Origin of the sequence: Streptomyces sp. NPDC015171, from assembly GCF_043079545.1 — a bacterium.
Classification (GTDB): domain Bacteria; phylum Actinomycetota; class Actinomycetes; order Streptomycetales; family Streptomycetaceae; genus Streptomyces.
The window spans coordinates 492,030-516,418 of the sequence record NZ_JBIBUO010000002.1 but is presented as its reverse complement, the minus strand read 5'-3'; the positions used below and the strand labels follow the sequence as shown (position 1 = coordinate 516,418).

General features: G+C 72.3%; 24 protein-coding genes. 14 read left to right on the top strand and 10 right to left on the bottom strand.

Annotated features, from left to right (window positions below; genetic code table 11):
- The first annotated feature begins 97 nt into the window (after positions 1–97).
- Genes ACF073_RS06795 through ACF073_RS06780 form a run of 4 tightly spaced genes read left to right on the top strand, consistent with a single transcriptional unit; the run spans position 98 to position 3,067 of the window.
- Positions 98–367 (top strand): acyl carrier protein, encoded by a 270-nt coding sequence (locus ACF073_RS06795; protein ID WP_392067282.1) that lies wholly within the window; start codon positions 98–100, stop codon positions 365–367.
- Positions 368–402: 35 nt separating this feature from the next.
- Positions 403–1,113, top strand: coding sequence for a hypothetical protein (locus ACF073_RS06790; protein ID WP_392067281.1), 711 nt, complete (start codon positions 403–405; stop codon positions 1,111–1,113).
- Complete coding sequence (locus ACF073_RS06785) at positions 1,110–2,309, top strand: acyl-CoA dehydrogenase family protein (protein WP_392067280.1); 1,200 nt, start codon at positions 1,110–1,112, stop codon at positions 2,307–2,309. Before ACF073_RS06790 ends, ACF073_RS06785 begins: the two co-directional genes overlap by 4 nt.
- Entirely contained in the window at positions 2,306–3,067 is a 762-nt protein-coding gene (locus ACF073_RS06780; RefSeq protein ID WP_392067279.1) for a 4'-phosphopantetheinyl transferase family protein, read from the top strand. Before ACF073_RS06785 ends, ACF073_RS06780 begins: the two co-directional genes overlap by 4 nt.
- Here ACF073_RS06780 and ACF073_RS06775 read toward each other — a convergent pair.
- Positions 3,039–3,707 carry a LuxR C-terminal-related transcriptional regulator gene (locus ACF073_RS06775; RefSeq protein WP_392067278.1) on the bottom strand — a complete coding sequence of 223 codons (669 nt, stop codon included), beginning with the start codon at positions 3,705–3,707 and terminating at the stop codon, positions 3,039–3,041. The two genes, ACF073_RS06780 and ACF073_RS06775, sit on opposite strands and share 29 nt — an antisense overlap.
- 173 nt (positions 3,708–3,880) lie before the next feature.
- Between ACF073_RS06775 and ACF073_RS06770 the strand changes: the two genes are divergently transcribed.
- A complete protein-coding gene (locus tag ACF073_RS06770; protein ID WP_392067277.1) occupies positions 3,881–5,539 on the top strand; it encodes an AMP-binding protein in 1,659 nt (552 codons plus the stop codon).
- Here ACF073_RS06770 and ACF073_RS06765 read toward each other — a convergent pair.
- Positions 5,503–7,002 (bottom strand): IucA/IucC family protein, encoded by a 1,500-nt coding sequence (locus tag ACF073_RS06765; RefSeq protein WP_392067276.1) that lies wholly within the window; start codon positions 7,000–7,002, stop codon positions 5,503–5,505. The two genes, ACF073_RS06770 and ACF073_RS06765, sit on opposite strands and share 37 nt — an antisense overlap.
- A gap of 126 nt (positions 7,003–7,128) precedes the next feature.
- On the opposite strand from ACF073_RS06765, the gene ACF073_RS06760 reads away from it, so the two are divergent.
- The 3 genes from ACF073_RS06760 to ACF073_RS06750 are packed head-to-tail and all read left to right on the top strand — an operon-like array spanning position 7,129 to position 10,715.
- A complete protein-coding gene (locus ACF073_RS06760; RefSeq protein WP_392067275.1) occupies positions 7,129–8,643 on the top strand; it encodes an IucA/IucC family protein in 1,515 nt (504 codons plus the stop codon).
- 9 nt (positions 8,644–8,652) lie between these two features.
- Positions 8,653–9,915 (top strand): VWA domain-containing protein, encoded by a 1,263-nt coding sequence (locus ACF073_RS06755; protein WP_392067274.1) that lies wholly within the window; start codon positions 8,653–8,655, stop codon positions 9,913–9,915.
- On the top strand, positions 9,915–10,715 hold the full coding sequence (locus ACF073_RS06750; RefSeq protein ID WP_392067273.1) for a hypothetical protein: 801 nt from the start codon (positions 9,915–9,917) through the stop codon (positions 10,713–10,715). Before ACF073_RS06755 ends, ACF073_RS06750 begins: the two co-directional genes overlap by 1 nt.
- A gap of 69 nt (positions 10,716–10,784) precedes the next feature.
- Here ACF073_RS06750 and ACF073_RS06745 read toward each other — a convergent pair whose 3' ends face one another.
- A complete protein-coding gene (locus ACF073_RS06745; protein WP_392067272.1) occupies positions 10,785–11,411 on the bottom strand; it encodes a winged helix-turn-helix transcriptional regulator in 627 nt (208 codons plus the stop codon).
- A gap of 81 nt (positions 11,412–11,492) precedes the next feature.
- Between ACF073_RS06745 and ACF073_RS06740 the strand changes: the two genes are divergently transcribed.
- The 6 genes from ACF073_RS06740 to ACF073_RS06715 all read left to right on the top strand — a co-directional run bounded on the left by ACF073_RS06740 (position 11,493) and on the right by ACF073_RS06715 (position 17,349).
- Positions 11,493–12,701 (top strand): pyridoxal phosphate-dependent aminotransferase, encoded by a 1,209-nt coding sequence (locus ACF073_RS06740; RefSeq protein ID WP_392067271.1) that lies wholly within the window; start codon positions 11,493–11,495, stop codon positions 12,699–12,701.
- 241 nt (positions 12,702–12,942) lie between these two features.
- Positions 12,943–14,724 carry a trypsin-like serine peptidase gene (locus tag ACF073_RS06735; protein ID WP_392067270.1) on the top strand — a complete coding sequence of 594 codons (1,782 nt, stop codon included), beginning with the start codon at positions 12,943–12,945 and terminating at the stop codon, positions 14,722–14,724.
- A 35-nt stretch (positions 14,725–14,759) separates the two neighbouring features.
- Complete coding sequence (locus ACF073_RS06730) at positions 14,760–15,314, top strand: hypothetical protein (RefSeq protein WP_392067269.1); 555 nt, start codon at positions 14,760–14,762, stop codon at positions 15,312–15,314.
- A 190-nt stretch (positions 15,315–15,504) separates the two neighbouring features.
- A complete protein-coding gene (locus tag ACF073_RS06725; protein WP_392067268.1) occupies positions 15,505–16,107 on the top strand; it encodes a histidine phosphatase family protein in 603 nt (200 codons plus the stop codon).
- 106 nt (positions 16,108–16,213) lie between these two features.
- Positions 16,214–16,855 carry a hypothetical protein gene (locus ACF073_RS06720; protein WP_392067267.1) on the top strand — a complete coding sequence of 214 codons (642 nt, stop codon included), beginning with the start codon at positions 16,214–16,216 and terminating at the stop codon, positions 16,853–16,855.
- A gap of 71 nt (positions 16,856–16,926) precedes the next feature.
- Positions 16,927–17,349 carry an acyl-CoA thioesterase gene (locus tag ACF073_RS06715; protein ID WP_392067266.1) on the top strand — a complete coding sequence of 141 codons (423 nt, stop codon included), beginning with the start codon at positions 16,927–16,929 and terminating at the stop codon, positions 17,347–17,349.
- A 101-nt stretch (positions 17,350–17,450) separates the two neighbouring features.
- Here the strand turns inward: ACF073_RS06715 and ACF073_RS06710 are convergent, their stop codons facing one another.
- From ACF073_RS06710 to ACF073_RS06680, 7 genes are all read right to left on the bottom strand, one after another.
- The gene (locus ACF073_RS06710; protein WP_392067712.1) at positions 17,451–18,818 is read right to left on the bottom strand and encodes a nucleobase:cation symporter-2 family protein; all 1,368 of its coding nucleotides are present in this window, start codon (positions 18,816–18,818) and stop codon (positions 17,451–17,453) included.
- 281 nt (positions 18,819–19,099) lie between these two features.
- On the bottom strand, positions 19,100–20,485 hold the full coding sequence (locus ACF073_RS06705; RefSeq protein WP_392067265.1) for an 8-oxoguanine deaminase: 1,386 nt from the start codon (positions 20,483–20,485) through the stop codon (positions 19,100–19,102).
- Between the two features lie 80 nt (positions 20,486–20,565).
- Positions 20,566–21,978, bottom strand: a complete 1,413-nt coding sequence (locus ACF073_RS06700) for a nucleobase:cation symporter-2 family protein (protein ID WP_392067264.1) — start codon at positions 21,976–21,978, stop codon at positions 20,566–20,568.
- A 64-nt stretch (positions 21,979–22,042) separates the two neighbouring features.
- Positions 22,043–22,966: a factor-independent urate hydroxylase gene (gene pucL, locus ACF073_RS06695; protein ID WP_392067263.1), complete on the bottom strand. Its 924-nt coding sequence runs from the start codon at positions 22,964–22,966 to the stop codon at positions 22,043–22,045.
- A gap of 3 nt (positions 22,967–22,969) precedes the next feature.
- Positions 22,970–23,377, bottom strand: a complete 408-nt coding sequence (uraH, locus tag ACF073_RS06690) for a hydroxyisourate hydrolase (RefSeq protein ID WP_392067262.1) — start codon at positions 23,375–23,377, stop codon at positions 22,970–22,972.
- A 4-nt stretch (positions 23,378–23,381) separates the two neighbouring features.
- On the bottom strand, positions 23,382–23,894 hold the full coding sequence (gene uraD / locus ACF073_RS06685) for a 2-oxo-4-hydroxy-4-carboxy-5-ureidoimidazoline decarboxylase (protein ID WP_392067261.1): 513 nt from the start codon (positions 23,892–23,894) through the stop codon (positions 23,382–23,384).
- Between the two features lie 152 nt (positions 23,895–24,046).
- Positions 24,047–24,358 carry a helix-turn-helix domain-containing protein gene (locus ACF073_RS06680; RefSeq protein WP_392067711.1) on the bottom strand — a complete coding sequence of 104 codons (312 nt, stop codon included), beginning with the start codon at positions 24,356–24,358 and terminating at the stop codon, positions 24,047–24,049.
- Positions 24,359–24,389 lie beyond the last annotated feature (31 nt).

Here is a 24,389-nt window from a genome sequence, read left to right as displayed (position 1 = left end):
GGACTCGGAAATCCTCACTCCTCGGCATCCCTTGCCAGGCACATCCGCCGAGACATCGGATTCCGGCCACAGCGGTCGTTGGAGAGGAACGTGCACGATGACGGACAGAACCACGGAACACCGGGATATCACCGCAGAGGTGATCGCGACGGTGGCCGGCATGGTGCAGCGTGATCCGGCGGAGCTGTCGCCGGAAACGAGATTCTTCGACGATCTGTACTTCGACTCGACGAATGTGCTCGAACTTCTCATGCAGCTGGAGACGGACCTCGGGGTGGAATTCGACCCGGAGCTGCTGGAACCCTCCGACTTCGAGAAGGTGGGCGGTCTCGTCGACTATGTGCGCCGAGTGATCGAGGGCGCGTAGTGGAGGGGCGCTCCCCCTCTCCGGCGCCGCACGCCGTGCCGGGGGACCCGGAACTCTGGACGCGGGGGCACGCCGAGGCCGCGTCGCACGGCCTGGGGGCCGCGCTGACGCTGCTGCACGGTGTTCTGGGCCCCGGCACCTTGGCCGGCGGCATCAGCGGCCACGCCGTCGCGCCGCTGGAGGTGGCGCGTACCGCCCATCGGGTCTGGACCGGCGAGCGGTACGTGGACCTGCCGTCACACCGCCGCCAGGAGGCCGGCCCCGTCGTGCTGGACGGGTCCGGTCTGACGACGCTGCGCTGGGAGCCCCGGCAGCCCGACGAGCGCCCCGGCACACCCGCGGCCCGCGACTGGGAGCGCGGCTGGGGCACGGCGCTGGCCTGGGTCCGGCTGGGGCACTCCCGGCGCCTGTTCGGCCTGGCCACGGCACATCTGGGACAGCGGACCTCGGCGGGCTCCCCGCTGCTGCGGCGGCAGTTGGTCCAGGGCTCCGTCGCCGACGCCGTCGTCGAGCACCTGGAGATCGAGAGCGCTCTGACGGCGGCCGGCTCCGCCGCCCTGACCGGCGCGGGTCTCGGGCACTGGCACGACCGCTTGACCGCGGTCGACCGCCTGTTGCTCCGGCTGCTGGGGGCCGGCGGCTACACGGCGGCCGGACCGGGCCGCGCGGCCTACGCGTCGGAGCTGCTGTCCGATGTCTACGTCCGGCCGCGTGACGGCCACGCCGCCGTGGGAGGTGAGCTGTGAGGCAACCGCGCGAGCGACTCGCACTGCTGCGGGGGCAGGTGCGGGAGTGGGCCGCCGACGTCCTGCCGTACGCGGCGGAACTGGAGAGCGATCCCGGCACGGTGCGGCGGATGCTGGACCTGCCGCTGCTGTCCGGGGTCGCGACCTTGCAGATCCCGCCGGAGTACGCTCCCGCTCCCCTGGTCGTCGGGCGCGAGCGTTTCGATCTGCGGACCGCGCTGGAACGCGTGGTCTTCTTCGAGGAGGGAGCGCGGGCCGATGCCGGGCTCCTGCTCTCCGTACCCGGACCCGACATGGCCGGTTCCCTGGTCGACGCCCTGGGAGACCGCGCCCAGAAGGACTGGTTCTACGGCCGGCTGCTGGAACGGCCGACCTGGACCTGCTTCGCGATGACGGAGTCCGAGCGGGGCTCGGACGCCACCTCCATGGCGACCTCGCTCACCCCGTCCGCGGAGGGGGGCTCTCTGCTGCTCCGGGGCGGGAAACGATTCGTCGGCAACGCCGTCCGGGCCGGCATCGCCGTGGTCTTCGCCCGCATGTCGCCGGGGCCGCTCGGGATCCGGGCCGTTCTCGTGGACACCGCGGCCCCCGGGTTCGCGGCCGAGCCCATCCCGACCATGGGTCTGCGCGCCATCCAGCTCGGCGCGGTCACGCTGGACGCGGTCCAGGTTCCCGAAGAACACCTGCTGGGGCGGCATCTTCCGGCGATCCGGCAGGGAATGTGGGGCTGGCTGCGCACCTTCCACGTGTGGCGGACGGTCCTCGCGGCCATGGGCGTGGGGATCGCCGCCGCCGCCCACGCCTACGCCCGCCGGGAACGACGCACACCGTCCCCGCGGGTCCGGGAGCAGCTCGACGCGATGGACCAGCGGATCCGAAGCGCCCGTCAGCTCACCCACCGCGCGGCCCGGACGGTCGACGCCGACCCCTCGGACGGAACGCTCGCCTGCGCGGCCAAGCTCGCCGCGTCGCGGCTGGCGGATCGCACGACGCGGGAGGCGCTGGCTCTCCTGGGCCCCGGCGCACGGCTCGACCACCCCGCGCTGGACAAGATGGCCCGGGACGCGCAGGGGCTGGAGTTCATGGAGGGCACATCGAACATGCAGCGTCTGTCCGTCTTCAACGGTGTGATGCGAGGCGGCGGGCAGTCGCACGCCGACGCGGCGGAACCGGCGCAACGGCCCGCCGGGACATGAGCGGGCGAGCGCACGGCCCGGCACGGGCGAGTGCACCGGCATGGCACGAGGTGCACCTCTGGCACTTCTCGCTGGACGTCGCCGCCGACGGGTTCGCCGGCGTGCTGAGCCCCGAGGAGGAGGCCCGCCGCGACCGCCTGGCCGACGTACGGCACCGCAACCGGTTCACCGTCGCCCACGGGGTGAAACGCCGGATCCTGGGTCCGTACCTGTCCACGCCACCGCGCCGGGTCCCCATCGAGACGGGCCGCTGGGGCAAACCGCGGGTGGCCGGCGACGAGGTGACCTTCAGTCTCAGTCATGCGGGGGGTGCCGCACTGCTCGCCGTCTCCCGTGGACGGGACGTCGGCGTCGACATCGAGCGCCCCCGGCCGGGTCTGGATCCGCCGCGGTTCGCCGCCCGCTACTTCCGCCCCGAGGAGAGCCGGCAGGTGGCCTCGGCCGCGCCCGCGCTCCGGTGGGCTTCCTTCCTCGCCCTGTGGACACGGAAGGAAGCCAGTGTGAAAGCGGTCGGCGCTCGGCTCGGCCAGGCACTGTCCCTGCCGGTCGGCCGTGGCGCGTGTGCCGTCTGCGTCCCGGCGGGCCCGACGGCGGCTCAGTGCCGCGTCGACGACATCGCGGTGCGGCCCGGCCACGCCGGGGCGGTCGCCCTGGTCGGGCCGGGGCCGTTCCGCGTGGTCTCCCGTACCTGGGATGCGGCGGGCGCCGTGGACGGGACCGCGGCGGCTGTCACAGAAGTCCCGATTTCATTCCGGTGATCACCGCCGAAGTCCGGTTCGAGGCACCCAGCTTGAGAAGAATGGAACCGACCAGTCGTTTCGCCCCATGCACGGATATGCCGAGGCATCGAGCGATCTGCTTGTTGCTCAAGCCGTCGGCCAGCAGCAAGAACGCCTGGTTCTCGCGAGAAGTCAGCGGAATGGCGCCGTGGGTGGGGGCCGCGGCACGACCGCGCCCGCCGGTCAACAGGCGTTTGGCGAGCGAGGCCGGAATCGGCATCTCTCCCACGGTCACCCGCTTCAGCGCGTCGTCGAGCGTCTGCATCGACAGTTCCTTGAGGGAGAGGAAACCATCCACCGGCAGCACCGAGAGATCCCCGTCCCACCGTTCGTACAGGTCGTCACCCAATATCAGGGTCGAGGGCAGGCCGGAGACATCGGTGCGGCCGTCCAGCAGGCTCCACTGCTCCGCGGCGACGATCAGTACATCGGCGGGCTCGATTCGCTCGGGCAGGCCGTCGAGTTCGGGCGCGATAACCCGCACACCGGCGACCGCGGGAAGTCTGCTCAACAAAGTCTCCAGCCCCGCGCACACGACTTCGCTCGCCACCAGAACGGCTACTTCGAGAGTCGCCTCGGGCCGTTCCTGTGCGGCGCCTCCAGATTCGGCCACGATCATGCCCATCCCCCTGTCCGTTAACTGCACTGTCTTCGGCGGTGCATGAGTCAAGCACCGGGATGATCTAGATGCAAGGGCTTGCAGAAAATTACAGCAGCCCTCATCAGGGGGCCAGTTGTTATACGCATGGCAATGAATCGACTACCCAGAGTAGCGACGCATGCCCGTAAAGAATGCGGAGAAAGGCAGGCAGGAAAGTGTCCGACAAGCACATACCCGAAGCGCGTCCCGTCTCATTGGCAGACTGGTTCCGGCGGGGCCTGGCGGTCGATCCAGAGGGCCTCGCCATTCGCGACGGCAGAATCGAATACACGTATCGCGCCGTCGACGAGCGGGCCATGTCCCTCGCGGCGGAGATTCGCGCCGCGGCCCCGGAGACGGGGCGCGTCGGAACCCTGATGGAACGGGGCGCGGACGCCTACATCGCCGTACTCGCGGTGAGCTACGCCGGTTTCACGGCCGTTCCGCTGAACCCGGAATATCCTGCGGCTCGTACCCGCCTCATGATGGAGTCCGCGGAGGTCGGCGCGGTCGTCGCGGACGAAACGGGGAGGGAGCGGCTCGGCGGTCCGGCGCCCGGGACGGGCCCGGACGTCAAGGTCATCCCGGCAGAGCGGAAGCGGCCTTCGGCGGCCGGCGCCGCGGCCGGCGGACATCCGGACGGGCCGGCACAGGAGACCGCATACGTGGTGTTCACGTCCGGGACCACGGGAAAGCCGAAGGGCGTCGCGGTTTCGAGCCGCGGACTTTCGCATTACCTCGAATCCGTCCACGCACGCTACGGGTTCACGAACGAAGATGTCTTCTCCCAAGTCGCCGATCTCACCTTCGACCTCTCCATGCTCGACCTGTTCTCCGCGTGGGGCGCCGGAGCGGCGGCGGTCACGACAAGGCCCCAGGACTTTCTCAGGCTTTCCCGGTTCATCACCGACCACGGCGTCACGGTCTGGCTCTCCGCACCCAGCATCGTGGCGCTGCTGCGCCGGAACGGCGCCCTCGCGCCGGGCTCCCTGCCGACATTGCGCTGGACGTTCTTCTGCGGGGAACCGCTGCTGCGTCAGGACGCGGCGGACTGGCAGACCGCGGCGCCGAATTCCGCCACGGAGAATCTGTACGGTCTGACGGAGACGCCCATCACCTGTTTCTCCCATCGCTGGGATCCCGATGTCTCCGTGCGTCTCGCCGTCAACGACGCCCTCCCGATCGGCTCACCGCGCCACGGCTACGCGGCGGCCGTCCTCAACTCCGCGGCCACGGATGAGAGTTACTCCCTGGATCTGGGCGACGGAGAGGCCGAGGGCGAGCTGTGCGTCACCGGCCCCCATCTCTTTCCCGGCTTCCTCGACAGCGCCGACGACCGTGACCGCTTCCTCTCCGCGGAGGGCCGCCGCTGGTACCGGACGGGTGATCTCGTACGGCGGCTCCCCGGCCAGGAGTTCGCGTTCATCGGCCGCAGGGACCACCAGGTGAAGATTCGCGGCAGAAGGGTCGAGCTGGCCGAGGTCGACGGCGCGCTGCGCAAGTGTGCGGGCGTCGGCGAGGCCGTGACGATACTGGCCGACGCGCAGCTGGTGGCGTTCTACACGGGCGAGTCGAGGAGCACCGGAGCCCTGCTCCGTGAGCTGGCCCTGACTCTCCCCGCATACGCCCTGCCGCGCCGGATCGTCCGTCTGCCCGAGTTCCCGCTCACCCACAACCGAAAGATCGACCGGCGGGCGCTCGCGCGGCTCGTCGGCGGACCGCCGGCGTCCGGCAGCGGCGGGGCCGCGGCGCGTCGAGCGTCGCCCCCGGGCGCTCAGCCGCCGCGCAGCGGGTTCGGCAGCGGCAGGTAGCGGGCGTCCGCCCCGTCCGCGCCGGTCCAGCGCAGGAGCAGGTTGGTCTTGCCCGGCAGGCTGGCGGCGGTGAGGAGGGCGGGGATCTCGGGCAGGGGGTGGCGGGCCAGCTCGTCGCGGACGGCGGGCCACGGGTCGAAGCCGGGACGGTGCTCGGCGAGGGCGCCCGCGATCTCGGTGAGGTGGTTGACGACCAGGCAGTACACCAGCCGCTCCCAGCCGGCGGCCCGGCTCACGTCCGGCAGCAGCTTGGCACCCTCGGCGTCCCGGAACAGGGCCTGCACGGGTGTGCCGGCCGCGTCCACGGCGACGAGGGTGTTCTGCAGATGGGCCTCCACGACGACACCGTGGTCGTCGAACGCGGTCAGGGCCGGCGGCACGACCTGCCGCAGATACGCCTCCCACCAGCCCGCGGGGTCGGCCGTGCCGGCCAGCGGGCTGCCCTCGAAGCCCTCGGCGAGCCCGGCGGCGAGCAGCGGGGTGGCCCCCGGCAGCAGATGCCCGCGCAGCCCGTCCCTGACCAGCACGGCCAGTTCCTCGAAGGCGAAGGCGGCGGTGCGGTAGCCGTGGTCGCTGAGCCAGGCCGCCGGCGGCCCCATCGCCGCGAAGGCGTGTTGGGCGGCGGCGTCGGTACGGTGCAGTGCCCGCAGGTCGTGCCGCCACAGCCGGCGGATGTCGTTGGTGATGCGGACGTCGAGGCTGAACTTCAGGAAGAGATCGCGGCGGGGCTCGTACACCGTGCGGACGGCGGCCGTGGGCCAGGTGTCGAACGCGGTCGTGCCCAGGCGCAGCAGCCGGCCGTCGGCGAACGCGGGGGCGAGCCGGCGGGCGGTCAGGTCGAGTTGCCAGGGGTGGGCGGGCAGCAGCCGGTAGCCGGGCGGGGCCGTGCCGAGGGCGTCGAGCGCACGGGTGTCGCCCTCCTCGGCGACCTGGTCCGCGCGGACACCGAGCAGCACCAGCGGGAAGCGGGCGTGTGCCTCGGGGGCGTACGGCAGCCAGGACGCGGCCGGGCCGCCGCCGCGCGCCTTGGGGGCCGGGTGGTACGGATGGCCGGTGAGCAGGGACTGCTCGGACCGCAGATACGGGTCCTCGGGTGCCGTGGCCCGCGCGCGGGCGGTGAGCAGGGCGGCGACCGCGTCCCGGCTGTCGGTCATCTCGGCGGGCAGGTCGCCGCCGGACAGCCCGGTGAGCCCGCGCAGCTCGTCGGCGACCAGCTCGACCAGTTCCGGATGGCCGATCGGGCGCCAGGTCCCGGCGCTGTACAGCTCGGGGTCCGCGGGGCGGCGTCCGGCGCGCACCCGCAGCAGCCGGCCGTCAGGCAGCCGGTGGACACGGCGGTCCCCGGTGTCCGGGAGCGGCTCGGCCACCTCTCGCAGCAGGCAGTTGAGCAGGGGCGCGGCCGCGTACGCGTCGGCGCGGCGGGCGGCCTCGCCGGTGGGGGATCTGTGGTCCACGCGTTCCATTCGTTCTCGTCAAGGGGGTCGCGGGCTGCACGGCCCGCTCCGGTGCGCGGCCGGGGAGCCGGTCATGATCAGTATGGCTGTCGTCCCCGACAATCGTGCCGTGCCCGCGTACCCGAGGAGCCGACCGTGCACCGTCCCCCCACCGCCGAGGCCGAGATCGCCGAGGAACTGGCCGTCGTACGGCCCGCCCTGCTGCCCCGGTACGCGGCGGAGCTGCCGGGTGCCCGCGCCGCCGTCCTGACCCGGCTGTGGCGGGCGCTTGCGCATGAACCGCTGCCGTGGCTGACCGGGCGGCTGCCCGGCGCGTACAGCCTCGCGCTGCGCCTGGCAGACGGCCGGACCCTGTACGGGCCGCCCGCCGACCCGTACGCCACCAGCGCGTACGTCACGGCCGTGCGTCTCGGCCGGGAGCGGTACGACGATCCGGCGCGGCTGATGACCGCGCTCGGGGTGGAGCACGCCGACGCCTTCACGGCGGAACTGGCGCACAGCGTTGCCTCGCTCGCGCTGTCCCGGGCGGACGCCGATCACCCGAAGGAGTGGCCGGAGCAGGACTGGAAGTGGGAGCAGCGCGTGGTCGACGGCCACCCGTTCCATCCCAACTGCCGCTCCCGGCCCGGCTTCTCGGTGGCGGACCAATTGGCGTACGGGCCTGAGCACGGGCCCGTGGTGGAGCTGGGGACGGTGCCGGTCCCCGCGGACGGGTGCCTGGTGTCCGGGGACTGGCCGGCGGAACTGCGGTCGGGGGACCGGCTGTTGGTGCCGGTGCATCCCTGGCAGGCCGCCCATGTGCTCGCCCGGCCGCACGACGCCTGGCGTCCGGCCCGGCCGCTGATGTCCCTGCGCACCCTGGCACTGCCCGGCGGCCCGCATGTGAAGACCGCGCTGAGCGCCCGGCTGACCTCCTCGGTGCGGGACATCTCCGCGTACTCGGTGCGGGCCGCAGCGGCCCTGTCCGCCCTCGCCGACGAGCTGGCCGGCCGTTCCGGCGGGCTGCTGCACATCACCCGGACGCTCGGCGCGGTCACGGCCCGCTCCCCCGACCTGGCCGCACTGCTGCGGGAGGCACCGGAGGTGTACGCCGGCCCGGGCGAGCGCGTCCTCCCGGTGGCCGCGCTGGCCACGACCTCCCTGCCCGACTCCCCCGGCTGGCTGGCCGAGTTCACCCGGCTCGCGCTCACGGTGGGCCTGCGCCTGCTGGATCTCGGCGTGGCCCTGGAGGCGCACGGCCAGAACCTGCTGGTCGTCCTGTCCGCCGACGGCACCCCCGTGCGCCTCGTCTACCGCGACCTGGCCGACATCCGGATCAGTCCGGCCCGGCTGGCCCGCCACGGCATCACCCCGCCCTCCCTGACGGGCCGTCTGATCACCGACGACGAACTCATGCTGCGGCGCAAGCTGTTCGGCTCCCTGGTGGCGGGCGCCCTGGCGGGCACGGCGGGTTCGGGCCCGGCCCTCGGCTCGGCCCTCGCCGCCGCCGTACCCCGCCTCCCCGACACTTCCGACCTCGCCGCGCTGCGCCGCGGCCCGCTCCCCGCCAAGGCGCTGACCTTGATGCGCCTTTCGCCGGGGACCCCGGGCGACCAGTGGACGTCCTTGCCCAACCCCCTCGTTTTGGAGCGCGGGCCGTCTGATCAATAGGATCCGGCGATGATCAGAAGACAACGGCTGGCGGCAGGCGTCTGTGCTCTGCTAGCCGCCCTGACGGCCGGGATCGCGTTCCCCGCCGGAGCGGTCGCCGACGAGACGGACCAGGCGTCCCCGAAGGTCGAACTGGTGCTGGACGTCAGCGGTTCCATGCGCGCCCGCGACATCGACGGCGACTCCCGGATGGCTGCCGCGAAGCAGGCGTTCAACGAGGTGCTGGACGCCACCCCCGAGGAGGTCCAGCTCGGTATCCGTACGCTGGGCGCCAACTACCGGGGCAACGACCGCAAGGAGGGCTGCAAGGACACCGCGCAGCTGTACCCGGTCGGGCCGCTGAACCGGACCGACGCGAAGACGGCCGTGGCCACGCTTGCGCCCACCGGCTGGACGCCGATCGGGCCGGCGCTGCTGAAGGCGGCGGACGACCTGAACGGCGGTGCGGGCACCCGTCGTATCGTCCTGATCAGCGACGGCGAGGACACCTGCCAGCCGCTCGATCCGTGCGAGGTGGCCCGCGAGATAGCGGCCAAGGGCATCGGTCTGACCATCGACACCCTCGGCCTGGTGCCGGACGCCAAGACCCGCGCCCAGCTCAGCTGTATCGCGGACGCGACCGGCGGCACCTACACGGACGTCCGGCACAAGGAGGAACTGAGCGACCGCGTCGGTCAGTTGGTGGACCGGGCGGCCGATCCGGTGGTGACCCCGGTGGCGACCGAGGGCGCCGACCGGTGCGAGAAGGCGCCGGCCCTGAAGTCCGGTCTCTACACCGACCGCGTGGAGTTCGGGCAGCAGCGCTGGTACAAGGTGGATGTCGAGCCCGGCCAGGAGCTGCGCGCCGCGGTGAGCGTGGCGGACGACCGGGCCGTCGCCCCCGACTACGGGGTGCTGCTGCGGGCGGTGACCGTGCACGGGCGGGAGATCGTGCGCGGCGAGGCCGCGGGCACCGGCCGCACGGACGCCGTCTCCACCGGTCTGCGGTACCCGAAGGCGGACAGCGACGACGACTCGGCGACCGCGGAGACCGTGTGCCTCCAGGTCACCCAGTCGTTCTCGGCGGCCTCGGGCGTGAAGACCACGCCGGGCATGCCGCTGGAGCTGACCGTCGACGTCGTGGACGGTCCGTCGGGCCATCACGACGTGGCCTCCTTCGGCCTCGGCCGCGGCTGGTGGCTGCTCGGCGCGCTGGTACTGATCGGCTTCGTCGCCGGTCTGCTGTGGGGCTGGCTCTCGCGCTGGCGGGTCGCGGTCTGGAGGACGAACTGATGCGGATCACACGTGTTCTGGGCGCCGCGCTGCTGGCGCTCGGACTGGCCGCGGGACCGGCCGCCGCCGACTCCTCGCCCTCCCCGAGCGCCTCCGCCGACGGCTCCGCGCCCACCCAGGCGGGTACCTCGTTCCGTACGGCGACCGAGGTCGAGCAGGGGCAGCGGGCCACCGCCTCCGGCTCCACCGGCGACTATCTGTACTGGTCGTTCCCCGCGGACACCGGGCAGCGCCCCGACGTCAAGGCGACGGTGAAGCTCCCGGCCACGCACGGCGCGCAGACCTGGCAGCTGGACGTGTACGACGGACTGCGCCGCCGCCAGGCGTGCCAGTACGGCGCCGCGACCCGCACCGCGGGAGCGGGCGCCGCCTCGGTCGAGCTGGCCTGTGTGCTGCGCACGGTGCGCGGCTGGGCGGAGCCGTGGGCCAATGACCCGCTGCCGGGCACGTACTACATCCGGCTGACGGTGGTCGGCCTCGGCGCCTCCGATCTCGGTCAGCCGGTCGGCGCCGAGGTGCGCGTCGGCACCAAGGACATCGGCGGCGCCGCGGCGGTGGACGGCTCGCTCGGCAAGCCGCTGGTGCCCGGGATCGCCGTCAAGTCCGCACAGGAGAAGGACGGCGCGAAGGCCGCGGTGCTCTCCAGCTTCGGCTCGGACGACGGCTGGTCCTCCGGCTGGTGGTCCGACCGCTGGGTGTGGACCGCGATCGGCGGCGTGCTGGCCGCGCTCGCCGGCATCGGCGGCTACGCGCTGACGCGCGGCTCGGGACGGCCGTCCAGCGTGCCGCCGGGCGCCTGACCCGTACCGCTCGCCCCTTTTCGTGAAGGCCCGCCGGTCCGGCGGGCCTTCACCTGTGCCGGCCCCCGGTCACACCTCGCGCAGCGCCTTGGCGAGCGCGCCCTCGCCGGTCACCGCGGCCCGCCCGGAGCGCACCGCCTCCGTGAGGGCCAGCTCGCCCCGGGCCACCTCCTCGCAGGTCCCGGCGTCCAGGTCGAGCCGCGCGTCCGCCGTCCCGGGCGCGGGCCCGTCGCCGTAGACCGGTCCGTCGGCCGCGCCGACGCGCAGATGGAAGTCGCCTTCGTCCAGGCGGACTTCGAGGACGCCCTCGCCGTCCAGGGACCGCAGCAGCGGCAGCGCGAACCAGTGCGCGCGCACCGCGTCGGTGGGCCTGCGCGCGCCGAGGTCCCGCTCGCCCCATTCGCCCAGCGCCTGCAGCACGGGCAGCAACTCCCGCCCTCGGGACGTGAGTTCGTACACGTACGCGGCGCCCGGCGGGGGCAGTCGCCGCCGGGTCGTCAGACCGTCCCGCTCCATGTCCTTCAGCCGTGAGGCGAGGACGTCCGTGCTCACGCCGGGCAGGTCCGCGTGCAGGTCCGTGTAGCGGCGGGGACCGCCGAGCAGCTCCCGGACGATCAGCAGGGTCCAGCGGTCGCCGACGAGGTCGAGGGCACGGGCTGCGGAGCAGTACTGGTCGTAGCTTCGGCGAGGTGGCATGCGACGCAGTCTAGACATGTTGTTGGACTTTCCAAGCTCCTACTTGGTAAAACCAAGTAACACGAGTTCCCGGAGGGGCGCATGGAGTTCCGGCAGTCCAACAAGCTCAGCGAGGTGTGCTATGAGATCCGTGGCCCGGTGATCGAGCACGCCAACGCGCTGGAGGAGGCGGGGCACAGTGTGCTGCGCCTGAACACCGGCAATCCCGCGGCCTTCGGCTTCGAGGCGCCCGAGGAGATCCTCCAGGACATGATCCGGATGCTGCCGCGGGCGCACGGCTACACGGACTCGCGGGGCATCCTCTCCGCCCGCCGCGCGGTCGCCCAGCGCTACCAGCACCTGGGCCTCGACGTGGACGTGGACGACGTCTTCCTCGGCAACGGCGTCTCGGAGCTGGTCTCCATGGCCGTGCAGGCCCTCGTCGAGGACGGCGACGAGATCCTCGTCCCCGCGCCCGACTTCCCGCTCTGGACGGCCGTCACCACCCTGTCCGGCGGCAAGGCCGTGCACTACCTGTGCGACGAACAGGCCGACTGGAACCCGGACCTGGCCGACATGGCCTCGAAGATCACGGACCGCACCAAGGCCGTGGTCATCATCAACCCGAACAACCCGACCGGCGCGGTCTACCCGAAGGAGGTCGTCGAGGGCATCCTGGACCTGGCCCGCCGGCACGGCCTGATGGTGTTCGCCGACGAGATCTACGACCAGATCCTGTACGACGACGCCGTCCACCACTCGGCCGCCGCACTCGCCCCCGACCTGGTGGTCCTCACCTTCTGCGGCCTGTCCAAGACCTACCGGGTGGCGGGCTTCCGCTCCGGCTGGCTGGTGGTCACCGGCCCGAAGCAGCACGCCAGGAACTATCTGGAGGGCCTGACCATGCTGGCCTCCATGCGGCTGTGCGCCAACGCGCCCGCCCAGTACGCCATCCAGGCCGCGCTCGGCGGGCGCCAGTCCATCCGCGAACTCACCGCGCCCGGCGGCCGGCTGCACGAACAGCGGAACGTGGCCTGGGAGAAGCTCAACGAGATCCCGGGCGTGTCCTGCGTGAAGCCCAAGGGCGCGCTGTACGCGTTCCCGCGCATCGACCCCAAGGTGCACCCGATCCACGACGACGAGAGGTTCGTCCTCGACCTGCTGCTGCGCGAGAAGATCCAGGTGGTCCAGGGCACCGGCTTCAACTGGCCCTCCCCCGACCACTTCCGCATCCTGACCCTGCCGCACGCGGACGATCTGGAGGCGGCGATCGGCCGGATCGGCAGGTTCCTGGGCGGATACCGGCAGTAGTGGCGTTTCGCTCGCGTGTGCGAAGATCACCCCGCATGACCAGCACGACCAGGGGGACCGCCGCGCCATGCGGGCCGCACGGCCCGCGCCTTCGGTACGCGCCTTCGGTACGCGCCTGACCAGCGCGGCACCGGACGGCCGGTCCCCCGGTACGGATCGATCCAGGGGGAGCGCTTTGTCCTCGTCCGAAAGACACCTGTTCTCGTACGGGAGACACCTGCTCTCGTACGGACGACGGCGGGTGGCCGCCGCCGTCGTCTGCGCGGCGCTGCTCGGGCTCGCCGCTCCGGCCGCCGGGGCGCAGCCGTCCTCGACGGCGCCCGCAGCGGGACGGGAGGCACGGGACGCCGCCCGGTTCTGGAGCGCCGAACGGATGGCCGAGGCGCAGCCGTTGGACGCGGTCCGCGCCGAACCGGCCGGCGCCGCCCGCTCGTCCGGCGCGGTGGCACGCCGGCCCCAGGGCACCATGTTCAAGGGGACCCGGCTGGTCGGGACGTTCTTCGGCTCCGACGGGCCGCGCGGCACCACCTGGCACTGCACGGGCAGCGTCATCGACACCCGCGCCCGGAACATCGTGCTCACCGCTGCCCACTGCGCACTGAACATGCGGGGCGACTACATCTTCGTCCCGAAGTTCGTCAAGGGCGCGGCCCCCGACCGGCAGCCGTACGGCATCTTCCACATCCAGCGTGTCTTCATCGACCCCCGGTACGTGCCCGACCGGGGCTCGGCGACCACCAAGAAGCCCGTGTCCGACCTGGACACCGCCTTCGCCCGGGTCTCCGCCAACCAGCGGGGCACCTCGCTGCAGGACGCGGTCGGCGGCGGACTGGCCTTCAGCCGGCCCGACGGCTACAGCCACCGGAACGTCACCGTCGTCGGCTACCCCTCCCACCGGCACAACAGCGCCGGACGCGCCGTCAAGTGCACGGTCCCGACCAAGCAGCTGCGCGGCTACCGGCAGCTGTCGATGACCTGCGGCGGCTACTACGGCGGGGTGTCCGGCAGCCCGTGGATCACCGACTACAAGGACGACGCCCGCACCGGGCACGTCATCGGCAACCTCGGCGGCTACAACGGCGGCGGCAACGACGCCAACGTGGACTACATCAGCTACGCCACCGCGTTCGGCGCCGACGCGGCGAACCTCCTGGCCGACGCCGTCGCCGACCAGGCCCCGCCCGCCGACCTGCCCCCGTACCGGGGCCTGAAGGGCGCGCTGGCGGGCGGAGCGGCACGCTGGCGCAAGGCCGCGCTGCTGGCTTCCGGCGACTACACCGGCGACCGGCGCGGCGATCTGCTCGCGGTCTGGTCCGACGGCGGGGTCACCCTGCACCCCGGGGACGGCAAGGGCGGATTCGGGGCCGAGAAGCGGCTCCGGCAGGCCAACTCCACCTGGACCCACGCCCGGACCGTCGCCGGCGGCACCTTCGGCGGCGGCGACCGGTCGGGGCTGCTGGTGCGCTGGTCCGACGGCGAGGTCACCCTCTACCCGCAGCCCGGCCCCTCCGGCCTCGGCCGGGAGATCCGGCTCGCGGCACCGGGCTCCGCGTGGAAGAACGCGGTCCAGTTCGCCGCCGGACCGTTCGGGACCGGCCGGGACACCGGCCTGCTGGTCCGCCGGGCCGACGGCGCGCTCACCCTCTACCCCAAGGTCGGGACCGGCGGCTTCGGCACCGGCACCCAGCTGCTCCCGGCGAACGGCACCTGGACCAAGGCCGCGCTGCTGACCGGCGGCGAGTTCGGCGGCACGGCCACCGGCGACCTGCTGGTGCGCTGGGCGGACGGCTCGCTCGACACCCGCACCGACACCTCGGCCGCGGGACTCGGCGCCGCGTCCCGGCTGCGCGGCCCGAACGGCCTGTGGAAGCACGCCCAGGTGCTGACGGCCGGCGGCTTCCGGCACGGGAGCTCCGCCGACGACCTGATCGTGCGCTGGTCCGACGGGGAGACCACGCTGTACGCCGACACCGGCAACAAGGCCCTCGGCACCGAGCACACGCTGGTCCACCCCGGCACCTGACCATGCCACCCGTACTTCCTGGGGGAACGATGCCCATGACGACCCGACTGGCCGGCGCCCTCACCGCGCTCGCGGCCGGCCTGACCCTGACCGCCTGCGGCACCACGACGACGGCCGAACCCGACGCCGCCGCACCGCCCTGCCGGACCGCCTCCCTCACCTGGACCCTGACCCTGCTGGACGGCAAGGGCGCGGCACACGCGAGCGGTACGGGGCACGACGGCCCGCCCGGCGCGCGGCTCACCGCCGTCAACAAGGGCCCCGGAACCTGCCTGTTCGCGGGCTACCCGAGCCTGGAGATCCACAACGGCAAGGCGGACGGTGTCGAGGGCGCCGGTCCGGGACACCCCGCGGCCCTCTCCCTGCCGGGCAAGGGGGCCGTCGCCGTGGACCTGCGCTACACGCCTCCCGGTACGAAGGGCGCGGACACCTGGTGCGTCCGGCAGGGCGAGGCCGCCGTCCGGGCGCCGCACGACTCCCGCGGCACGTCCGTCCCCGTCACGGACGCGCACGGGAGGAGCGCGGTGCTCGACGCCTGCGGGGAGACCATCGCCATGGCCGCGCCGCGCCGGACCGGGGCCGGCTCCTGACCGGCTCCGGGCCCGGGTCCGTCTGCTGACGGCGGGCACGCGATGCGGCTCCTGCCGGCGGGCCCGGCCGCCCGTACGGAGCACCGCCGCGACCGCCGTCCGGGAGCGCTCCCCCGCGCCCGCACCGCGAAGCGGCCGTCTGGCGCAGTACGCCCTGCGCCCGTCCGGGGCCCTGTGGCACCGTGCCGTCATGGGTGACCTCTTCCTCGTCCGGCACGGTGAGACCGCGTGGTCGCGCTCCGGGCGGCACACCGGCTCGACCGACGTACCGCTCACCGAGCACGGCCGGGAGGAGGCACGCCGGCTGGCGCCGCTGATCCGCTCGCTCCGGATCGGGGCGGCCTTCGTCAGCCCTTTGCAGCGGGCCCGGGAGACCGCCCGGCTCATCGGGCTCCCGGACGCACGGGTCGACGCCGACCTGCGCGAGTGGGACTACGGCGGGTACGAGGGCGTGACCACCCCGGAGATCCAGCGGGACCGGCCCGGCTGGTTCCTCTTCACCGACGGTGTCGCACCGGGCCCGCCGGACCACCCGGGCGAGACCCCGGAGCAGGTCGGGGAGCGCGCCGACCGGATGCTGGCCACGGCCGACGCCGCCCTCGCCGGCGCCGGCGAGGGGGACGTCGTGCTGATCGCCCACGGCCACTTCCTGCGTGTCCTCGCCGCCCGCCGCCTGGGCCTCCCGCCCCGGCACGGGGCCCTGTTCCAGCTCGCCACGGGATCGCTCGGCCGGCTCGGCACGGAGCACGGGCGGCCGGTGGTGTCGGGGTGGAACATCCGGCCGCCGGAGTAGGGGGATCGCATACGGGGCGGCGGGCGTTGTCAGACCCGGGTCGTACGCTTCGAATGGGCCGTCAGTCCGGCGGTCCGTGCAACGGCGCTGCCGGAAGGAGCACCCCGTGACCCGACCGCCGACCGCCGCGCAGCGGCGGGTGATCGAGGACGCCGACCCGGCCACCGGCCGACTGCGCGGTACGCGGACCCAGCTCGCGGCGCTGGTGAAGCGGGGCCTCGCCTTCCGGCATCCCCGGCCGCCGCACGAGCACTTCCTCACCCCGGCGGGCCATCGCCTGCGCGAGAGCGAGGCGGTGCCCGGGGCGCCGGTGGAGGCCGCGCCGGTGGAGGCCGCGCCGGACACCGGGGTGTTCACGGCCCGGGTCGGCGGCGAGGAGGACCCGCCCGTGTCCGGTCCGGCCCGGCGGCGCGAGGTGCAGAGCGCCTGGCAGGGGCTGCTCGAGCTGCGCCGGATGACCGGTCCGCAGGGGGCCGTGGACCGGCCGTGCTCATGGGAGAGGGCCCATCTGGTGCGGGCCGCCGCACTGGCGCTGGAGGCGGGCGGGCACCGTCCGGCGGACGGGGAGGCGGACGGGTACCGGGTCCGGGCGACCCCGCAGCCGGAGGCGGTCGCGGTGTACGCGCCGGACGCGGAGACCCTGGCGGCCTGCGCGGCCACCCTGGAGCGGGCCGGCTGGCAGGCGGGCGAGTACACCGAGCCGCGGACGCGGGCGCGCTATCTGCTGGCCTCGCCGCGCCGGACATGACCGACGTGTCAAGATCAGTCGACCGTGATCGATCGTGATCGACCGAACATCGAATGTGAGAAGGGCGAGAAGTGTCCGAACCGTATTCCGTCCGCGTGACCGTCCGTGGCTACGAGACCGACACGCAGGGGCATCTCAACCAGGCCGTCTACCTCAACTACGCGGAGCACGCCCGCTGGTCGCTGCTCCAGGCCGCCGGGATCAGCCAGGCCCAACTGGTGGGTCAGGGCGTGGGCCCGGTGGCGCTGGAGACGACGATCCGCTATCTGCGTGAACTGCTCGCCGGCGACGAGGTCGACGTGACCTGCGTGTTCGAGTGGGGCAACGGCAAGACCTTCCGGATCCTGCAGCAGATACGCAAGACCGACGGCACCCTGGCGGCCGAGGTCAGCGCGGTGGCCGGCCTGCTCAAGCTCAAGGAGCGCAAGCTGGTCGCCGACCCGCGGGAGGCGTTCAAGGAACTGGCCGCCGACCCGGCCCTGTTCGGTCTGTAGGCCGCCCGCCGGTGGCGGACGGCCTGCGGCCCTCGGCGGTGGGCCGGGGGTGACGGAGTCGTTCCCGCCTCCCCCGGTCGCGTAAGTCCTGGCAGCCGGCGTCAGTGCACAGCGGCGATCTCCTCCCCCGCCTCCATGGGATGGGTGACGTCCTGGGCCTCGCGGCCCCTGCCGAGGTGGTTGAAGAGGAGGTTGAGCACCACCGCCGTGACACAGCCGGTGGAGATGCCCGAGTCCAGGACGATCTTCGCGGTCTCGGGGAAGGCGTGGTAGAAGTCCGGCGCGGTGATCGGGATGATGCCGACCGCGAGGGACACGGCGACGATCAGGACGTTGTTGTCCTTGTCCAGGCCGGCCCGGACCAGCGTCTGGATGCCGCTCGCGGCGACCGAGCCGAACAGGACGACACCGGCGCCGCCGAGCACCGGCCGGGGCACGACCGCGATGAGCGAGGCGGCCATCGGGCACAGGCCCATCAGGACCAGGAAGCCGCCGCCGGTCGCGACGACGTACCGGCTGCGGATCCGCGTCATCGCGACCAGGCCGATGTTCTGGGCGAAGGCGCTGCACATGAAGCCGTTGAACAGCGGGCTGAGCGCGGATCCGAGGGTGTCGGCGCGCAGCCCGGCCGCGATGGTCCGCTCGTCGGCGGGGCGTTCGACGATCTCGCCGAGCGCCAGCATGTCGGCGGTCGACTCGGTCATCGAGACCACCATCACCACGCACATCGAGAGGATCGCGGCGAGCTGGAACTGCGGGGCACCGAAGTGGAACGGGGTCGGGAAGCCGACCGCGTCGGCGTCGGCGACGGGGCTGAAGTCCGTGACGCCGAACGGTATCGCGACGAGCGTGCCGACGATCAGGCCCAGCAGCACGGCGATCTGCTTCACGAAGCCGCGGGTGAAGCGGCGCAGCAGCAGGACGATCAGCAGGGTGACGCCGGCCAGGGTGAGATAGGTCGTCGAGCCGTAGTCGTGGGCCTTGGGATCGGGGCCCTGGGCCCAGCCGAAGGCGACCGGGAGCAGGGAGACACCGATCAGGGTGATCACGGATCCGGTGACGACCGGCGGGAAGAAGCGGACGGCCTTGCAGAAGACCGGTGCGGCGAGGAAGCCGAGCAGTCCGGCGACCATGACCGCGCCGAAGATGACCGGCAGGGCGTCGGACTTGTCCTCGGTCGAGGCGACGATCGCGGTCATCGGGGCGACACCGGCGAAGGTGACACCGTTGACGAAGGGCAGGCGGGCGCCGATCTTCCAGAAGCCGAGCGTCTGGAGGAAGGTGGCGAGGCCCGCGGTGAACAGGCAGGCACCGGTGAGAAAGGTCAGCTCGGTGGCGGACAGGCCGATGGCCGCGCCGACGATGAGCGGTGGGGCGACGACTCCGGCGTACATGGCGGCCACGTGCTGCAGACCGCTTGTCGCCATTTTGAGGGCGGGGAGTTTCTCGTCAACTGGATGGGCGGCCACGGCGGCTCCTCCGGTCGGGTAACACGTCACCGTCGACGTGGGTTTCTTGGAGGTGGTGCGGGTGCGCATGGGTGCCTCCCCGCTCGGGCGGAGCCGAGAGCTCGGGGGAGGGACCGGTGACGGAGGTGGGGGTGGCTGCTGAGCGGTGTGGGGTGACCGCCTCCGGGGCGCGTGGTCTGCACGTGCCCCGGAGACGGCGTCCCGTGGATCCCGCTCGGATCCACGGTCCCGGCCGGGAGCCGTCCCTCTCGGCCGGAGTCTGTGGGGAATTGCTCGGCGGATCAGCCCTGCGCGGCGATCCGGGCCAGGCGCTGGGCCTCCGCGCGGGTGCTGGTGGCGACGGCGTCCTCGTCGACGGTGAGCAGGCGGCCGTTCTCGACGATCTGCCGGCCGTTGACGAAGGACGCGGTGACCGGGGCCGCCGCGCCGAAGACCAGCGCGGTCACCGGGTCGGCGATGGAGGCGTGGGCGAGCGTGTCCATCTTCCACAGCACCAGGTCGGCCAGCTTGCCGGCCTCCAGCGAGCCGATCTGCGGGGCCCGGCCGAGGACCTGGGCGCCGCCGTAGGTGCCGAGCCGCAGCGCCTGGCGGGCGTTGAGCGCGGCCTCGCGGTGGGCGCCGAGGCGGTTGATCAGCAGGGCGTTGCGCAGTTCGGTGTGGAGTTCGCCGGACTCGTTGGACGCCGTACCGTCGACGCCGAGGCCGACCGGGACGCCGGCCGCGAGCATGTCCGGCACCCGGGCGATACCGGCCGCGAGACGGGCGTTGGACGACGGGCAGTGGGCGACACCGGTCTTCGTACGGGCGAAGGCGGCGATGTCGGAGTCGTTCATGTGGACGCAGTGGGCCATCCACACGTCCTCGCCGAGCCAGCCGGTGGACTCGAAGTAGTCGGTCGGGCCCATGCCGAACAGCTCGTGGCAGAACTTCTCCTCCTCCACGGTCTCCGAGCCGTGGGTGTGCATGCGCACGCCCAGCCGGCGGGCCAGCTCGGCGCCCTGCTTGAGGAGTTCGGTGGAGATGGAGAACGGCGAGCAGGGCGCGACGGCGACCTGGGTCATGGCGTCGAAGGAGGCGTCATGGTGCTGCTTGACGGTCTCCTCGGTCGCGGCGAGGGCACCCTCCAGCGTCTCGACGGCGAAGTCCGGCGGCAGGCCGCCGTCCTTCTCGCTGCGGTCCATCGAGCCACGGGCCAGCGTGAAGCGGACCCCCATCTCGGAGGCGGCCCGGATGATCGAGCCGGACAGGTCACCGGAGCCCTGCGGGAAGACGTAGTGGTGGTCCATGGCGGTGGTGACACCGCCGCGGGCCATCATGGCCAGCGACCCCTGCGCCGCCGCGTACGTCATCTGCTCGTCGATGCGGGCCCATACGGGGTAGAGCGCGACGAGCCAGTTGAACAGGTTGTGGTCGGTGGCGAGGCCCCGGGTGATCCACTGGTAGAAGTGGTGGTGGGTGTTGACCAGACCGGGCGTGGCCAGATGGCCGGTGGCGTCGATCCGGCGCACCACGTTCTCCAGCCCCGCGGGGGCCTGGCCCGCGCCGACCGACTCGATCCGGTTGCCGGCGAGGACGAGGTGTCCGGAGGCGTACTCCGTGTCGCCCGCGTCCACGGTCGCGATGGCACAGTTCTCGATGACGATGCGCTGGGCTGCCGATGGTGCCATGGTGCGCTTCCTTGTCTGTCAGTGGCGGACCCGTGGACAGGAGGACGGTGCGATGTCCACGGGAAGGGCACGGCAGGACCCTAGGAGGATTTGAGTGCCGGAGCCGCTTGGCCACTCCGGGTGCCGAGATGGTGGAAGAACAGGTTGAGCAGGACCGCGACGAGCGCGCCCGCGCTGATGCCGGAGCCGAGCACGGTCTGCGCCCAGGCCGGGAAGCCGGCGTAGAAGGTGGGCGCGGCCAGCGGGATGATGCCGGCACCGAGCGCCACGGCGACCAGGATGATGTTGGAGCTGTCGTCGAGGCCCGCCTCCGACAGCGTACGGATTCCGCTGACGGCGATCGAGCCGAAGAGCACGATACCGGCGCCGCCGAGGACCGGCATGGGGACGAGGGAGACGACCGCGCCGAGGACCGGGAAGGCGCCGAGCACCAGCAGGCTGCCGCCGGCGACGGCGACGACGTACCGGCTGCGCACCCGGGTCAGCGAGACGACGCCGACGTTCTGGGCGAAGGCGGAGGTGGGGAAGCCGCCGAAGACCGGGCCGAGCAGGGTGGCGAGGCCGTCGGTGCGCAGACCGCGGGTGATGGTCCGCCCGTCGGCGCCGCGGTCGCAGATCTGGCCGAGGGCGAGCATGCCGGCGGCCGACTCGGTCATCAGCACCAGCATCACGATGCACAGCGAGAGGATGGCGGCGGGCTGGAACTCGGGGGCGCCGAAGGCGAACGGGGTGGGCAGCGCGGCGACCGGTGCCGAGGCGAGGCCGCTGAAGTCGGCCATGCCGAAGGGGATCGCGGCCAGGGTGCCGATGAGCAGCCCGAACAGCAGCGCGACCTGCTTGACGAAGCCCTTGCCGAAGCGCTGGATCAGCAGGATGACGGCGAGGGTGAACCCGGCGAGCGCGAGGTGCCGCATGGCGCCGAAGTCGGCAGCGCTCTTGTCGCCGCCCTGTGCCCAGGTGACCGGAACGGGCATCAGCGTGACCCCGATCAGGGTGATGACCACACCGGTGACCAGCGGCGGGAAGAAGCGCAGGAGCCGCCCGAAGAACGGGCCGAGCAGCAGGCAGAAGGCGCCGGCGACCATCACCGCGCCGTAGATCGCGGGGAGTTGGTGCCCCGCGCGGTTGGTCTCGGCGATCGCGAGGATCGGGGCGATGCCGGCGGAGGAGGCGGCGTTGACGAAGGGCAGCCGGTTGCCGACGAGGTTCTTGACGCCGATGGTCTGGAGGATGGTCGCGAGGCCGGCGATGAGCAGGCTCGCGGCGATCAGCCGGGTGCGGGCCGCGATGTCGAGTCCGCAGGCCTGGCCGATGATGAGCGGAGGAGTGACCACACCCGCGTACATCGCGGCGATGTGCTGGAGTGCGGCGGGGACGAGCCGCGAGAAGGGGAGCTTCTCGTCCACCGGGTGCACGGACGTGACGGCGTCCTCGGTGTGCACCGGCGGGGTGGAACACGGGGCTGTGGCGGGCCCCTTCGCAGGCTGTGCCATTTCGTTCCCTCCGGTGTCGCGGGCCCCCGGCCCGGGTGGCGGGGCCGGGGGCGCGCGTCCCGCGTCAGAGGTTGGTCATGTCGACCGGGATACGGGCCTCACAGCCGTCCCGCAGGATGGTGGCCTCGATGAGGCCGTAGGGGCGGTCGGCGGCGAAGTAGACCTCGTTGTCGTTCTTCAGTCCGAACGGCTCCAGGTCCACCAGGAAGTGGTGCTTGTTCGGCAGCGAGAAACGGACCTCGTCGATCTCGCTGCGGTTGTTGATGATCCGCGAGCCCATCTGGTACAGCGTCTGCTGCAGCGAGAGGGAGTACGTCTCGGCGAAGGCCTGGAGCATGTGCTTCCTGGTCTGCTCGTAGGACTTCTCCCAGTTGGGCGCCTTCTGCTCGTCGTCGGTCCAGTTGAACCGCCAGCGGCTGGAGACCTGGGTGGCCAGGATGCGGTCGTACGCCTCCTGGAGCGTCGTGTACTTGTCCTTGACGTAACCCCAGAACTCGGAGTTGGTCGAGTTCATCACGACCAGGTCCTTCAGGCCGGAGATGACCTCCCACTTCTCACCGTCGTAGGTGATCTGGGTGAGGCGGGTCTCCTGGCCCTTGCGCACGAAGGAGTGCTTGACCTCGTCGGCGCCGATGAACTTCGAGTGGGAGTCGGAGGTGGCGATCCGCTCCCAGGCGTACTCCTCGATCCGGATCCGCGCGGTCTTGATCGGCTCCTGCGAGGTGACGAAGTGCCGGGCGAGGTGGATGCCGAACTGCTCCGCGGACTCGATGCCGTGCTCCTTGGCGAACGCGTACACCGTGTTCTTGGTGGTGTCGGTCGGCAGGACGTTGGCGTTGGAGCCGGAGTAGTGGACCTCCTCCATGTCGCCGCTCAGCGCGACAGAGACGTTGAGGTCCTTGATGTGATGGGTGGCGCCGTCCCGCGTGATCTTGACGACTCGGTTCTCGGCCTTGCCGTACTGGTTCTGTCCCAGGATGGTCGGCATTAGCTAGCTCCCTCGGTAAACGGAGTAGCCGAACGGGTTGAGCAGCAGCGGTACGTGGTAGTGCTCGCCCGGTACGACGGCGAACGTGATCGCCACCTCCGGGAAGAACACACCGGGTCCGCTGTCCCGGTTCGCGGGGGCGTCCTGCTGCGCATCGGCTTGCTTCTTCGCAGTGTTCTCTTCGAAGTACGGTTCGACGGCGAAGTCGAGCCGTACGTGGGTCGTCCCTTCCGGCAGTGCCGGCAGGTCCTTGCACCGGCCGTCGGCGTCGGTCGCGGAGCCGCCGAGCGCCTGCCAGTCCGCCGCAGTGCCGCCGCGGGCGGAGAGCCGGACGGCGACGCCCCCGGCGGGGCGGCCGATCGAGGTGTCCAGGATGTGCGTGGACACGGAGGCGGTGGTGCTGGTGCTCATGGTGTCAGGCGTCCTCTTCGACGAGTCGGGCCAGTCGGATGCGGTTGATCTTGCCCAGCTCGGTGCGGACGATCTCCCGCTCCTGCTCCGGCGCGTTGCCGATCCGCTGCTTGACCGCGTCGCGCATCTGCTCGCCGGTGCGTCCGGTGGCGCAGATCAGGAAGACATGGCCGAACTTCTCCTGGTAGGCCAGGTTGAGTTCGAGCATCTCCGTCTTGAGCGCCTCGGAGGCGCCGGCCATGCCGCGCTGTTCGCGGGCGGAGGTCGGGTCGCCGGGCTTGGGGCGCCCGATGGGCGGGTGTCCGGCCATCGCCTCCGCCAGGTCGGCGGCGGTCAGCTCGGCCATGGCGGCGTCGCTCGCGGTGTAGAGGTCCTCCGCGGTGGCGTAGGGGCGGGCGGCGAGCAGTCGCCGGGCCCACTCGGTGGAGGCGCACGCCTCATGGAGGCCGGCGAGGGCCGCGCGCTCCTCCAGGACGTTGAAACGGGCCAGGCCCGGGGGCGTGGAAGTCGAAGTCACGGGAGCCTCCGTGGCCGCGATGGGCCGTCGTGCTGAACGGGCTGCCGATAGCTAACGCCCTCGGAAACACCACGTCAACACTTTGTTGAAAAATCCGCGTAACAAGCCGGGACGGGCTCCGGGCTCCCCGACGACCTCCGATTCCGCCCCGGTCAGGCCCCCTTCTCCCGGTTGAGGTAGTTGTAGACCGTGAAGCGGCTGACGCCCAGCGCACCCGCCACGGTCTCCACTCCGTGCCGCACGGCGAAGGCGCCCCGCGCCTCCAGGGTGCGGACGACCTCCTGCTTGGCCTTGCGGTCCAGATCGGCCAGCGGCCGGCCCCGCCCGCGCTCCATGGCGGCGAGGATGTGGTCGAGCGAGTCGGCGAGCTGGGGCAGGCGTACGGCGACGACGTCGACACCCTCCCAGGCGAGCACGACATCCTCGGGGCCGGCCTCGTCCGCCGGGAGCATCGTTGCGCCCATGGCGTCGACCAGCGGCTTCACGGCCGTGATG

Coding starts and splice junctions, on each gene's coding strand:
- ACF073_RS06795 (WP_392067282.1), top strand. CDS start 98: ATGACGGACAGAACCACGGAACACCGGGATATCACCGCAGAGGTGATC.
- ACF073_RS06780 (WP_392067279.1), top strand. CDS start 2,306: ATGAGCGGGCGAGCGCACGGCCCGGCACGGGCGAGTGCACCGGCATGG.
- ACF073_RS06775 (WP_392067278.1), bottom strand. CDS start 3,707: ATGATCGTGGCCGAATCTGGAGGCGCCGCACAGGAACGGCCCGAGGCG.
- ACF073_RS06770 (WP_392067277.1), top strand. CDS start 3,881: ATGCGGAGAAAGGCAGGCAGGAAAGTGTCCGACAAGCACATACCCGAA.
- ACF073_RS06765 (WP_392067276.1), bottom strand. CDS start 7,002: ATGGAACGCGTGGACCACAGATCCCCCACCGGCGAGGCCGCCCGCCGC.
- ACF073_RS06755 (WP_392067274.1), top strand. CDS start 8,653: ATGATCAGAAGACAACGGCTGGCGGCAGGCGTCTGTGCTCTGCTAGCC.
- ACF073_RS06750 (WP_392067273.1), top strand. CDS start 9,915: ATGCGGATCACACGTGTTCTGGGCGCCGCGCTGCTGGCGCTCGGACTG.
- ACF073_RS06745 (WP_392067272.1), bottom strand. CDS start 11,411: ATGCCACCTCGCCGAAGCTACGACCAGTACTGCTCCGCAGCCCGTGCC.
- ACF073_RS06740 (WP_392067271.1), top strand. CDS start 11,493: ATGGAGTTCCGGCAGTCCAACAAGCTCAGCGAGGTGTGCTATGAGATC.
- ACF073_RS06730 (WP_392067269.1), top strand. CDS start 14,760: ATGACGACCCGACTGGCCGGCGCCCTCACCGCGCTCGCGGCCGGCCTG.
- ACF073_RS06725 (WP_392067268.1), top strand. CDS start 15,505: ATGGGTGACCTCTTCCTCGTCCGGCACGGTGAGACCGCGTGGTCGCGC.
- ACF073_RS06705 (WP_392067265.1), bottom strand. CDS start 20,485: ATGGCACCATCGGCAGCCCAGCGCATCGTCATCGAGAACTGTGCCATC.
- ACF073_RS06700 (WP_392067264.1), bottom strand. CDS start 21,978: ATGGCACAGCCTGCGAAGGGGCCCGCCACAGCCCCGTGTTCCACCCCG.
- pucL (WP_392067263.1), bottom strand. CDS start 22,966: ATGCCGACCATCCTGGGACAGAACCAGTACGGCAAGGCCGAGAACCGA.
- uraH (WP_392067262.1), bottom strand. CDS start 23,377: ATGAGCACCAGCACCACCGCCTCCGTGTCCACGCACATCCTGGACACC.
- ACF073_RS06680 (WP_392067711.1), bottom strand. CDS start 24,358: ATGGGCGCAACGATGCTCCCGGCGGACGAGGCCGGCCCCGAGGATGTC.